This is a genomic window from Streptomyces sp. NPDC002790 (assembly GCF_040295505.1).
Lineage (GTDB): Bacteria > Actinomycetota > Actinomycetes > Streptomycetales > Streptomycetaceae > Streptomyces.
Map to the genome: position 1 here is coordinate 1 of NZ_JBEOVM010000134.1, position 11,514 is coordinate 11,514.

The 11,514-nt window shown below is 70.4% G+C and carries 12 protein-coding genes; 7 read left to right on the forward strand and 5 right to left on the reverse strand.

The window, feature by feature from the left end; genetic code table 11:
- Positions 1-146 precede the first annotated feature (146 nt).
- A complete protein-coding gene (locus ABT004_RS32505) occupies positions 147-965 on the reverse strand; it encodes a polyphosphate polymerase domain-containing protein (RefSeq protein WP_351344006.1) in 819 nt (272 codons plus the stop codon).
- Entirely contained in the window at positions 962-1,657 is a 696-nt protein-coding gene (locus ABT004_RS32510) for a DUF4956 domain-containing protein (RefSeq protein ID WP_351344009.1), read from the reverse strand. Before ABT004_RS32510 ends, ABT004_RS32505 begins: the two co-directional genes overlap by 4 nt.
- A 167-nt stretch (positions 1,658-1,824) precedes the next feature.
- Between ABT004_RS32510 and ABT004_RS32515 the strand changes: the two genes are divergently transcribed.
- The gene (locus ABT004_RS32515) at positions 1,825-3,543 is read left to right on the forward strand and encodes a serine/threonine-protein kinase (RefSeq protein WP_351344012.1); all 1,719 of its coding nucleotides are present in this window, start codon (positions 1,825-1,827) and stop codon (positions 3,541-3,543) included.
- 30 nt (positions 3,544-3,573) lie between these two features.
- Here the strand turns inward: ABT004_RS32515 and ABT004_RS32520 are convergent, their stop codons facing one another.
- Complete coding sequence (locus tag ABT004_RS32520; RefSeq protein WP_351344015.1) at positions 3,574-3,918, reverse strand: hypothetical protein; 345 nt, start codon at positions 3,916-3,918, stop codon at positions 3,574-3,576.
- Positions 3,919-4,129: 211 nt separating this feature from the next.
- Here ABT004_RS32520 and ABT004_RS32525 point away from each other — a divergent pair, with 211 nt between their 5' ends.
- The 3 genes from ABT004_RS32525 (at position 4,130) to ABT004_RS32535 (ending at position 5,847) form a co-directional block, all read left to right on the forward strand.
- Complete coding sequence (locus ABT004_RS32525) at positions 4,130-4,966, forward strand: helix-turn-helix domain-containing protein (protein WP_351344048.1); 837 nt, start codon at positions 4,130-4,132, stop codon at positions 4,964-4,966.
- Entirely contained in the window at positions 4,963-5,211 is a 249-nt protein-coding gene (locus ABT004_RS32530) for a DUF397 domain-containing protein (protein WP_351344018.1), read from the forward strand. Before ABT004_RS32525 ends, ABT004_RS32530 begins: the two co-directional genes overlap by 4 nt.
- Positions 5,212-5,358: 147 nt before the next feature.
- Positions 5,359-5,847 carry a hypothetical protein gene (locus ABT004_RS32535; protein ID WP_351344021.1) on the forward strand — a complete coding sequence of 163 codons (489 nt, stop codon included), beginning with the start codon at positions 5,359-5,361 and terminating at the stop codon, positions 5,845-5,847.
- On the opposite strand, the gene ABT004_RS32540 is transcribed toward ABT004_RS32535, so the two are convergent.
- Entirely contained in the window at positions 5,831-7,114 is a 1,284-nt protein-coding gene (locus ABT004_RS32540; RefSeq protein WP_351344024.1) for an adenylosuccinate synthase, read from the reverse strand. The two genes, ABT004_RS32535 and ABT004_RS32540, sit on opposite strands and share 17 nt — an antisense overlap.
- Before the next feature lie 262 nt (positions 7,115-7,376).
- Between ABT004_RS32540 and ABT004_RS32545 the strand changes: the two genes are divergently transcribed.
- Positions 7,377-8,147 carry a serine/threonine-protein kinase gene (locus ABT004_RS32545; RefSeq protein WP_351344050.1) on the forward strand — a complete coding sequence of 257 codons (771 nt, stop codon included), beginning with the start codon at positions 7,377-7,379 and terminating at the stop codon, positions 8,145-8,147.
- A gap of 75 nt (positions 8,148-8,222) precedes the next feature.
- Here the strand turns inward: ABT004_RS32545 and ABT004_RS32550 are convergent, their stop codons facing one another.
- On the reverse strand, positions 8,223-8,744 hold the full coding sequence (locus ABT004_RS32550; protein ID WP_351344027.1) for a GbsR/MarR family transcriptional regulator: 522 nt from the start codon (positions 8,742-8,744) through the stop codon (positions 8,223-8,225).
- Between the two features lie 105 nt (positions 8,745-8,849).
- Between ABT004_RS32550 and ABT004_RS32555 the strand changes: the two genes are divergently transcribed.
- Both ABT004_RS32555 and ABT004_RS32560 read left to right on the forward strand, forming a co-directional pair.
- Entirely contained in the window at positions 8,850-9,770 is a 921-nt protein-coding gene (locus ABT004_RS32555) for an ABC transporter ATP-binding protein (protein ID WP_351344030.1), read from the forward strand.
- Entirely contained in the window at positions 9,767-11,383 is a 1,617-nt protein-coding gene (locus ABT004_RS32560) for an ABC transporter permease (protein WP_351344033.1), read from the forward strand. Before ABT004_RS32555 ends, ABT004_RS32560 begins: the two co-directional genes overlap by 4 nt.
- The last annotated feature ends 131 nt before the right edge of the window (positions 11,384-11,514 follow it).

Sequence of the window (11,514 nt, forward strand, 5' to 3'; positions counted from 1 at the left end):
CCCGTTCATCTCCTTGTTTGGGTGTTGGGGGGGGGTGGCGCGCCCCCCCCCCCGGCGGCCGCAACCACCGGCAACCGGCTCCCGCCCTGGGGCGCCGCCCCAGACCCCGCTGCTCAATCGCCGCAGGGGCTTGATTTGCCCGCGCCTCAATCGCCGCAGGGGCTTGAAGTGGCGCTGACCCGGGGGAACGCCTCCCGGACCGCCCGAGACCAGCGGTTGTTGCCCAGCTCGGGTCGCAGCGCCGCGAAGCCTCCGCAGTACTTCGTGAACTCCGCCGCCCGCACCCCGAACCGGTGCAGCACCCGGTCCGCCTCCGTCAGAGACCCCCTCGTCTTCGTCTCCACGAGGACGAGCCCACCGTCCGCCCGCACCGTCCGCCCATCGGCGGGATCCCGTACCACGAGCCCCGCGTCACACGTGATCCGCTGCCCGTCGGCGACGAACGTGGCGCGCTGGTAGTCCGTGACCAGCGAGGGGGCCAGGCCCCCCGGCGCCTCGATCCCGTACGCCCCACCGAGCACACCCGCGAGAAAGCCCTGCTGCGCCTCGTCGAGCGGCCGCTCCTCGCCCTCGAGCCTGCGGCGGTGCTTGACCGTCTCGCCCCGCCCGTTCTTGAGCTTGACCTCGAACTGCCGCTCCCCCGTGTCCTGGTAGAGCCGCTCCCGGATCTTGTAGCGGAGCCGGCGACCCTGCCGGTGGTCGTGGTACGTGCGCAGGTCGGCCGTGTCGTAGTAGGTCGATCTGTACGAGAACCAGCGCCGGCCGTTCACCGAGAGCGAGCGGAAGGGGCCCTCCGGGCGCCGCGGGTCGGTCAGCAGCGCCGCGAAGTCCTCGAAGACCTCCACCGGCACCAGGTAGCTGTTGTCGTAGCGGGCCAACAGCTCTGCCCTGTTGTTCAGTTCATCGAGCGACAGCGGCTTGGCGGCGAGTGCGGCGCGCCCGATGGCGCGTACGGCGGGGATCACACGGTCTCCTGGTGATAGGCGGCTGCGGTCTTCGTCGTACTACGAGGCCCATGCGGCTCATGACGGTCATGAACGCCGCTGTGGGTACGAGAGGTACGTATGGGCTCCTCCGTTCGTTCCCTTGCCTCCGGCTGCCGGAATCGGACTTCCACCACCATCAGGTCGCGTACGTAGTCGATCTCCTGCACCGTCCAACCATGGGGCCGCCCCACTCGCCTCGCCAGTTCGGCCCGCAGCGCGTCCTCGTCGACGTACACGGCGTCGAGGGTGACGACGGCCCGGCGATCACGGGCGTACAGGCGCGGATGGTCGGCCACGTAGACGACCATGAGCAGCAGCGCGGCGAGCGCGGCGGTCACTCCGAGGCCGAGTGCGCGCAGCCCGCACAGCAGCCCGAGGACCAGCGTCACGAAGTAGTACGCCACTTCCTGGTGCCGCAGCGCGTCGGAGCGCAGCCGCACGATCGACAACACCCCGAACAGGCCGAATCCCAGGGCGAGCCCGCCGCCCTTACCGACCTCGCCGAGCGCGGCGACGACCGCGAACAGGGCGACGTTCAGCGCGAGATACGCGGGCACGAGCTCGCGCCTGCGATGCCGCGGATAGAAGATGCCGAAGGTCAACAGGGTCACGGCGAGCAGATCGAGGCCGAGATGGGCGCCGAGCTCCGCCACAGGTGGGAGGTTGTCCATGGCCCCGACGCTACGAACGGCCGGGTTAACGCCGCGCTTGGTGACAGTTAACGATCCGCGTCAACGTACGTGGACGGGCGGAACCGTTGGGCCCGCGGGGCCCCTCTCTGTCGTATGTCCGGACTAGTCTCATTTCGTTGCACACATACCGGGGGAGGGTGGGCGACATGGAGGGTATGCACGACAAGGGGATGCGGAACATCGGCCCGTACCGGCTGCTCGGCCGGCTCGGCGCGGGCGGTATGGGCGAGGTGTATCTGGCCCGCTCGGAGCGGGGTCGCACGGTCGCCGTGAAGGTCGTACGCGAAGAGCTCGCCGAGCAGGAGGAGTTCAGGAACCGGTTCCGGCAGGAAGTGGCGGCCGCCCGGCGGGTCGGCGGCGCGTGGACGGCTCCGGTGCTCGACGCGGACACGGACGCGGACATCCCCTGGGTGGCGACCGGGTACGTGGCGGGCCCCAGCCTCCAGCAGGTCGTCTCGCACGACTACGGCGCGCTGCCCGAGCGTTCGGTGCGCATCCTCGCCGGTGGCCTCGCGCACGCGCTCAAGGACATCCACGCGGCGGGCATCGTCCACCGCGACCTCAAGCCCTCGAACGTGCTGATCACCATCGACGGCCCGCGCGTCATCGACTTCGGCATAGCGCGCGCACTGGAGACCGTGACCGACGGCGGGCTCACCCGCACCGGGGCCCTCGTCGGATCCCCCGGTTTCATGGCACCCGAGCAGGTGCGCGGCGACCGGATCACCCCGGCGTGCGACGTGTTCTGCCTGGGGTCTGTACTCGCGTACGCGGCGTCGGGACAGCTGCCGTTCCGGACGGGCAACAGCGGAGCGCACGCCCTGATGTACCGCATCGCGGAGGAGCCGCCCGAGCTGGCGGAGCTGCCCGAGGGCCTCCAGGACCTCGTCCGCGACTGTCTGCACAAGCAGCCCGGCGACCGTCCCACGCTCGACGAGATCCTGGAACTCACCGGCGTCGACGACACATTGGAGGACGGCGGCCGCACCCGCGACCCATGGCTGCCGGGCGCCCTGGTCGCCCAACTCGGGCGGCACGCCGTGCAGTTGCTCGACACGGAGAACCCGGAGCACACGGCCCGGACCCCGGCGCCACCACCGCCCGGCACACCCGACGCCGCCTCGCTGAACCACCTGCCGACCGTGATCTCACACGAAGCCCCGGCACCCCCGCCACCCGCACCCGCACCCGCACCGCAGTACGGCTATCCGCACCCTTCGCAGCCTCAACCGCCCGGCGGTTGGGGCCAGACCCCGCCCTACGGCCCGCCGCCTCCCGGCCCTCCGCGCCGCGACCGTTCCACCCCGGTCCTCATCGTGGTCGCGCTGATCGTGGCGCTCGGCGCGGGCGGTTCGGTGTACGCCTTGATGAACGGCAAGGACAAGCCGTCCGGTCGGTCGGACGACAAGGTTGCCGCCTCGTCCACGACCTCCGCCCCGGCCTCCCCCGTCGCGTCCGCCCCGAGTTCCCCGAGTTCCCCGAGCCCGGAGTCGTCCTCGCAGTCCGCCGCGGGTGACATACCGACCACTTTCCTCGGCACGTGGGAGGGCGCGATCGACAACGCCAACGGCCACCACCCGCGCAGCATCACGCTCCAGCAGGGCGCACCCGGCGACACGGTCTTCTCCCTGACGGCGGACGGCTACCAGAAGGACGGCTCCCCCTACCACTGCGTGTTCCAGGGCCACTTGGAGTCCGCGACGTCCTCCACGATCCGGATCGGCCCCACCGACCCGACGACCGCCCAGCCGAGCGGCGCCTGCGCGCCGGGCGAACCGAGCACGATCACCCTCACGGCGAGCGGCGGACTGAAGCGCGCCATGTCGGGGGGCGAGGCGCCGGTCACGTACGACAGGTCGGGCTGAGAGCAGGGGCGGGGGTGGATTTGCCGGTGTTCACCCCTGGGAGTGAAGGGCGGCACAGAGCAGCCGGGCGTGCACAAAACGATCGCCACAGCCGGATGGCTCGTGACGCCAACTCAGCGGCCACGTCGCCCCGTTGATCGCCGGAATCGGCACGTACGCGATGCGTCCCGGCCCCGCCGCGAGCGTCGTGACACCCGCGGGCCACGCCTTGTACGCCGTGCTGCCGACCGACACCAGGAAGTACACGGGCCGGGCCCCGTTCGCCTGCTCGACGACCGGCCCAGGGTCGCCCCCGGTCATCCCGGCCAGCCGGTCGGCGACGCGCCGCCCCTGGTCGCCGTCCACGCGCACGGCGTCGAATTGGACGCCGGCCATCCGGAGTTGAAATCCGGTATGTGGGATCCACACATGTGGTGCGGCCCCACAATTCTGCTCACTTTGCGTGTTCACGGTTTGAGTAAATCCGCTGGTGGCTACCGTTCACCATGACTCTGCGTCGACCATTGGGAATGGTCGCGTAGGGACACCGGCCGGTTGAGTCCGGTTGGGTTCGGTTGAGTTCACATCTGCTCCGGGGGTGACCGCAATGGCGCGGGCCGAGAACAAGGACGAGGCGGGGGGCGTGGCGCATCTCGTCGCCTCGCTGACGAAGGCGTTGCGCAAGCAACAGGGGCTGACCCAGGTGCAGCTGGCTGACGCCATCGGCTTCACGGCGTCGGCCATCAGCGGAGTCGAGACCTGTGCGCAACCCGCGAGCGACGCGATGCTCGTGGCGCTGGAGCCGGTGATCGGGGCGGGGCTCGGGGTTTTCGAGGACGCGCGCAAGTACGTGCTGATGGAGAAGTACCCGCGCCGGTTCAAGAAGTTCTCGCTGATGGAGGCGGCGGCGGTGACCATCTCCTCGTACGAGACGCTCGTGGTCGACGGGCTGTTCCAGACGGAGGAGTATGCGGATGCGCTGATCGGCGGTAGCTTTCCGGCGCCGAGCGAGCAGAAGCAGCGGGAACTCGTGGAGGCGCGGCTCGCCCGTCGCCAGCTGTTCGACCGTGACCCCGCCGCGATGATCGAGCTGATTCTCGAAGAGTCCGTGCTGCGGCGGCCGTTCGGAAGCTGGGAGGTACTTCGGGGGCAATTGCTCTCCCTCGCCGAGGACGCGCGGAGGGAGAATGTGACCGTGCAGGTGCTGCCCATGGAGCGCGGGCTGCGCGGCTCGTACGCAGGCGAGCGCGGCCCGATGAAGCTCGTCGAGACCAAGGAGCACCAGCGCGTCGTCTACCTGGAGATCGAGGACCAGTCGCTCCTGATCAGCGATCCGGTAGACGTGGCTCAACTCGCCCACCGCTATGCGAAGATCCGTTCGCAGGCCCTGAGTCCCGACGATTCCCTGGGCCTCATCGAGCGCCTGGCAGGAGAAGACCGATGACGCACCCCGACACCGCGACCCTGCGGTGGTTCAAGTCCAGCTACAGCGACGACGGCGGCGGGCAGTGCCTCGAAGTCGCCTACGCCTGGCGCAAGTCGACGTACAGCGACGGCGGCGGCGGTAACTGCGTCGAGGTCGCCGGATGCCCTCACGCTGTGCACGTTCGTGATTCCAAGGACTCCGGGCTGCCCCACGTGGTCGTGGCCGGTGGGGTCTGGGAGCGGTTCGTGGCGTGGGCGCGGTGACGCGGTTCGCCCCGCCCAGACACACCCCCACTCAGAAAAATGTCGCACTGACACGCGCCCCTGCGACATTTTTCTGACCTCACACCTTCGGGCGGCCCGATCGGTATCCGGCCCGCGCCTGCCGCCTGGCGCGCGAGGCTGCTCGCCATGCTGCCGAACCAGGATCGACGCCGGGCGGGCCCGCCCAGTGCCACCGCTGTCTACCGTGCCGTCATCGAGGTCATGGGTGACACCGGCCCCCGCCATGTGACTCGCGTGAGGGTCGCGGAACTCGCCCTCACCGACCGCCAGTTCCTGCGCAGGACCTGGCCCAATGCCGACACTCTGAGCCGCTTGTCCGCAGAGGTGGAGCTGGAACACGTACTGAACGGCGTGGGGGCCCGCATGGGGTACAAGGGCCCACCTGATCCGGTGTGCCGTCTCGCGGCCACCCTGCCGTTCGCCCTCGGGCAGGCTCCGCCGGGGGACGGTGTTCAGGACCGCATCGATGAACGCGCTCGGACCGTCGCACACCTCTGCCTGACCGGTGTCGCGGAGTGCGGCTGCGGGCGCCCGGACGCGCCGGTGCCCCGGCCCGCCGAAGCGGACCGGGGCACCGGTGGAGCGACGAGTCCGCCGCTTACAGGAACGAGTTGACCTGGATCGTCTCGTCGCGGCCGGGGCCGACGCCGATCGCCGAGATCGGGGCGCCGGACATCTCCTCCAACGCCTTGACGTACGCCTGCGCGTTCTTGGGGAGGTCCGCGAAGGTCTTCGCCTTCGTGATGTCCTCCGACCAGCCCGGCAGGTACTCGTAGACCGGCTTCGCGTGGTGGAAGTCGGTCTGGGAGTACGGGAGTTCCTCGACGCGCTTGCCGTCGATCTCGTACGCGACGCAGACCGGGATCTGCTCCCAGCCGGTGAGCACGTCGAGCTTCGTCAGGAAGAAGTCGGTGAGGCCGTTGACGCGCGTCGCGTAGCGGGCGATCACCGCGTCGAACCAGCCGCAGCGACGGTCACGGCCGGTGGTGACACCGCGCTCGCCACCGATGCGGCGCAGGTCCTCGCCGTCCTGGTCGAAGAGCTCCGTCGGGAACGGGCCCGCGCCGACCCGGGTCGTGTAGGCCTTGAGGATGCCGATGACGCGGCTGATCTTCGTCGGGCCGACGCCCGCACCCGTGCAGGCGCCGCCCGCGGTCGGGTTCGACGAGGTCACGAAGGGGTACGTGCCGTGGTCGATGTCCAGGAGCGTGCCCTGGCCGCCCTCGAACAGGACGACCTTCTCCTCGTCGAGGGCGTCGTTGATCACCAGGGTGGTGTCGGCGACGTAGCCCTTGATCTTGTCGGCGTAGCCGAGCAGCTCCTCGACGACCTGCTGCGCCTCGATGGCGCGGCGGTTGTAGAGCTTGGTGAGGAGCTGGTTCTTGACCTCGAGAGCCGCCTCGACCTTCTGGGTCAGGATCGACTCGTCGTAGAGGTCCTGGACGCGGATGCCGACACGGTTGATCTTGTCCGCGTAGGTCGGGCCGATACCGCGGCCGGTCGTGCCGATCTTCCGCTTCCCGAGGAAGCGTTCCGTCACCTTGTCGACCGTGACGTTGTACGGCGTGATGATGTGCGCGTTACCGCTGAGCAGGAGCTTCGACGTGTCGACGCCGCGCTCGTTCAGACCGCTCAGCTCGGAGAGCAGGACCGACGGGTCGACGACGACACCGTTTCCAATGACCGGCGTGCACTCCGGCGAGAGGATTCCGGAAGGGAGGAGATGCAGCGCGTACTTCTGGTCGCCTACGACAACCGTGTGGCCGGCGTTGTTGCCGCCCTGGTAGCGCACTACATAGTCCACGGATCCACCGAGCAGGTCGGTGGCCTTTCCCTTGCCTTCGTCACCCCACTGAGCACCGAGCAGCACAAGTGCGGGCACAGGCGTACACCCCTTCCGGGCGGGGCATGTCCAAGGTCAGGGGCCGTGGCCGCTCCTTTGCGGCGTGCCTTCGTAAGCCTTGGGGTGCCCCGGAATAGACCAAGCCCCTGGCGCAATAGCGCAAGGGGCTCTTGCACAAAGATGCTACCCGAGGAAGCGAGGCAAGGCCGAGGTGGCGGCTTTGGATCATCCATCTGACCGTGCGGACGACGCGCGCGGGAAGCTGTCGCGGCAGCTTCTGGTGATCGTCGATCCGCTCGCGATGCGTGCCGACGGGGAGTCCGTGCGCATCGCCAGGGACGTGTTGTGTGCGGGTTCGACGGCGAAGGTGTGTCTGCCGCAAAGCCCCGCGGAATTCGCGAAAGCGCTGGCCAAGCGGGGTGCGAGACGGCCCGTCGTGGTCGGCGACGACCGGGCGCTGCTGCGCGCGGTGTCGCTGCTGCACCGGGAGCGGGAGCTGGCGGGGGTGGTGTTCTCGATGGTGCCGGTGGGGGCGGCGGTGTCGCTCGCGCACTCGCTCGGGGTGCCCGCGGGGACGGTGGCGGCGGCGCGGGCCGCGCTCGACGGGGCGCCGCGGCGGCTCGACCTGCTCGTGGACGACAGTGACGGGGTGGTGCTCGGGGACCTGCGGATCCCGCCGGTTTCCGCCGGGGACGAACCGGAAGGTACCGGGCCGCCCTGGCTGCGCACCTGCCGGTCGCTGGTGCGCGGCCTCGCGGTGCGGCCCGCCCGTTCCGCCGATCCGGATGCCGGGCCGCCCGCGCGGCTGCGGGTCGAGGCGGACGGGGTGACGCTCGTGGATCTGGATCAGCCGGTGGTGGGCGTCTCGGTGGGGCCCGCCACCGGTACCGGTCTTGCCCGGGTGGAGGTGCGGGGCGCTGCCGCGGAGGGGGTGGTGACCGCGCGGGCCAGGACGGTCACTGTGACCGGGAGTGACTTTCGGTATCGGGCGGATCAGGTGACGATCGGGGGGCCGGTGCGGAGGCGGACGTGGTCCGTGCGGGTGGGGGCGTGGCGGTTGGCGCTTCCGTAGAGCGGCACCGGGGCTGAGGTCGCGGGGCTCTGCCCCGGACCCCGCGCCTCAATCGCCGGCGGGGCTTGAAATGGCTCAGTCGCCGGCGGGGCTTGAAAGGCCCAGCGTTTTGCGGTGGGCGCGCCAGCGTTCCATCAGGCCTGCCAGTTCGGCCTGGACGAATTCGAAGAAGGCGAGGGTTTCGGCGATGCGGCGGCCCGCGGGGGTGTCCGCGCCCAGGCTCTCGACGCCCTCGCGCAGGGCGTCCTCCCAGCGCTTCATGACGCTGTCGCGGCTGCCCAGCGCCTCGTACCACTGGTTGCTGTGCACCCGGAACAGATCGCGTCGCGTGCCGGGATCGCGTTCACGCGTGACCATGTGCTGCTGGGTCAGATAGCGCACCGCCCCGGACACCGCGGCCGGGCTGACCTGGAGCTGCTTGCCGAGTTCCGCGGAGGTGAGGGCGCCGGAGTCGGAGGCGAGGAGGGCCGCGAAGACGCGAGCGGGCATCCGCGTCATGCCCGCGTCGAGCAGCTGGGCGGCGAAGCGCTCGACGAACCTGGAGCGGGCCTCCTCGACCGCCCGTGCCTGCGTCTCGTCCATGCCCTGCGCGCTCATGTCCCGATCCTCTCCCCTTGCCCGGTCTGCTTGCCTGGTCTGCGACGCCAGTTTATACGTTTCCTTAACTTCACAACTTTGTGAAGTGCGCGTAACTTCAGAATCATGACGAAGGCAATCACGGTCTCCGGACTGCACAAGTCGTTCGGCAGGACCCACGCGCTCGACGGCCTCGACCTGGATGTCGAGGCCGGAGAAGTGCACGGCTTCCTCGGCCCGAACGGAGCGGGGAAGTCCACCGCCATCCGCGTCCTGCTCGGCCTGCTGCGCGCCGACTCCGGCGCCGTCCAGCTGCTCGGCCGCGACCCCTGGGCCGACGCCGTGGAGCTGCACCGCAAGGTCGCGTACGTACCCGGTGATGTGACGCTGTGGCGCAACCTCAGCGGTGGCGAGGTCATCGACCTCTACGGGCGGCTGCGCGGCGGGCTCGACAGGAAGCGCAAGGCCGAGCTCATCGAGCGCTTCGAACTCGACCCGACCAAAAAGGGCCGCACGTACTCCAAGGGCAACCGGCAGAAGGTCGCGCTGGTGGCCGCCTTCGCCGCCACCGACATCGACGTGCTGATTCTCGACGAGCCGACCTCCGGGCTCGACCCGTTGATGGAGGACGTCTTCCAGGCCTGCGTCGAGGAGGCCGCGCGCGAGCACGGGCGGACGGTGCTGCTGTCCTCGCACATCCTCAGCGAGGTCGAGGAGCTCTGCGACCGGGTGAGCATCATCAGGAAGGGCGTGACCGTGGAGAGCGGTTCGCTGGCAGAGCTGCGGCATCTGACCCGTACCAGCGTGACCGCCGAACTCGCGGGCGCACCCAACGGGTTGGGGGTCCTTCCCGGCGTGCACGACCTCGACGTTCAGGGCACGCGTGTGAAGTTGCAGGTCGACACCGACAAGCTCGACGCCGTCCTGCGCTCGCTCGCCGGGTCCGGCGTGCGCTCGCTGACCAGCACCCCGCCCACCCTGGAAGAGCTGTTCATGCGGCACTACCAGGAGGACGTACGTACCCCCGAGGCGGCGGTGGCGCGATGACCACCCTCGTGGGCGACGGGCGCTACGTGTCGCGGTCCGGCGGCGCGCGGCACCTCGCGGGTACCGGGGCGCTGCTCAGGCTCGCGCTGCGGCGCGACCGCGTGATGATGCCCGTATGGATCGCCGTCACCGCCATGATGGTCGTGTCGATGCCGAACACGCTGAAGAGCGTGTGGCCGACGGTCGCCGAGCGGGCCGACATCGCGGCGTCCATGAACACCAACAGCTCGATGCGCGCCATGTACGGGCCGGTCTTCGGGGACTCGCTCGGCGCGCTCACGGCCTGGCGCGGGGGCACGTTCGCCGCGGTCTTCGCCGCGATCATGAGCCTGCTCGTCGTCGTACGGCACACCCGTGACGAGGAGGAGAGCGGGCGGCAGGAGCTGGTGTCCTCGGCGATGGTGGGGCGGCGCGCGCCGCTGACCGCCGCGCTGCTCGCGGCCCTCGTGGCCAACGGTGTGCTCGCGCTGATCGTCGCCGGTGGACTCGCCTCCCAGGGTGGCTCGGGGGCCCTCGCCCTCGGGCTCGCGATCGGCGGTTGCGGGATGGTGTTCGCGACAATGGCGGCGATCGTCGCCCAGTTCACCGAGAGCGCGCGGCTCGCGCGCGGCGCCACCTCCGCGGTGCTCGGTGTGGCCTTCGTGCTGCGCGCGGCGGGCGACTCCGGGACGAGCGACGGTTCGTCCCCGCTGACCTGGATCTCGCCGATCGGCTGGGTCGAGAACGTCCGCGCGTTCGCCGACGAGCGGTGGTGGGTGCTCGGGCTGCTGCTCGCGGCCGTCCTGGTCCAGGGCGCGGTGGGTTACGAGCTGGCCGGGCGGCGGGACATCGGCATGAGCTTCCTGCCGACCCGGCCGGGGCCCGCCGACGGGCGCCTCGGCACTGCGGGTGCGCTGGCCTGGCGGTTGCAGCGGGGCAGTGTGGCCGGCTGGTCGATCGGGTTCCTCGCGGCGGGTGTCGTCTTCGGCGGGATGACCGAGGGGGCGGCCGATCTGGTCGGCGACAGCGCGAACACCAAGGAGATCATCGAGCGGATGGGCGGTCAGTCCGGCATTACCGACGCCTTCCTCGCCACGATGGTCGGCATGCTCGGCATGGTCGCCGCGCTCTACATCGTGCAGGCCGTGCTCCGGCTGAGCGGCGAGGAGACCTCGCAGCGGGCCGAACCGGTCCTCGCGAACGCGGTGGGCCGGATCGCCTGGGCCGGCGGCCACCTGGTGATCGCCTTCGCGGGCGCGGCGTTGATCATGCTACTCGGCGGGGTCGGGCTCGCGGTCGGCTACGGGCAGGAGTTCGGCGCGGTCGTCGGCGCCTGCCTGGTCCAGCTCGCCGCGATCTGGACGCTCGGCGGGGTGGCCGTGCTGCTGTACGGGGTGTGGCCACGGGCGGCCGCCGCCGCGTGGGCGGCGGCGGGAGCGGCACTGCTCATCGGCTGGATCGGCCCGGCGCTCGAGCTGCCGCAGGCGGTCGTGGACATCTCGCCGTTCGGGCATCTGCCGAAGCTGCCGGGCGGGGACATGACGTGGGGTCCGGTGATCGTGGAGGTGCTGCTCGCGGCGGTGTTCGTGGGCGTCGGCCTGGTCGGTCTGCGGCGGCGCGACATGGCCGGCTGACGGCGACGTCACAGCTCCACGGGGAGCCCCTCCAACCCCCGGATCACGAAGTTCGGCCTGCGCCGCGGCTCCGACGCGAGCCGCAGCGTCGGCGCCTGTGTCAGCAACGCCCGCATGGACGCGGCGAGTTC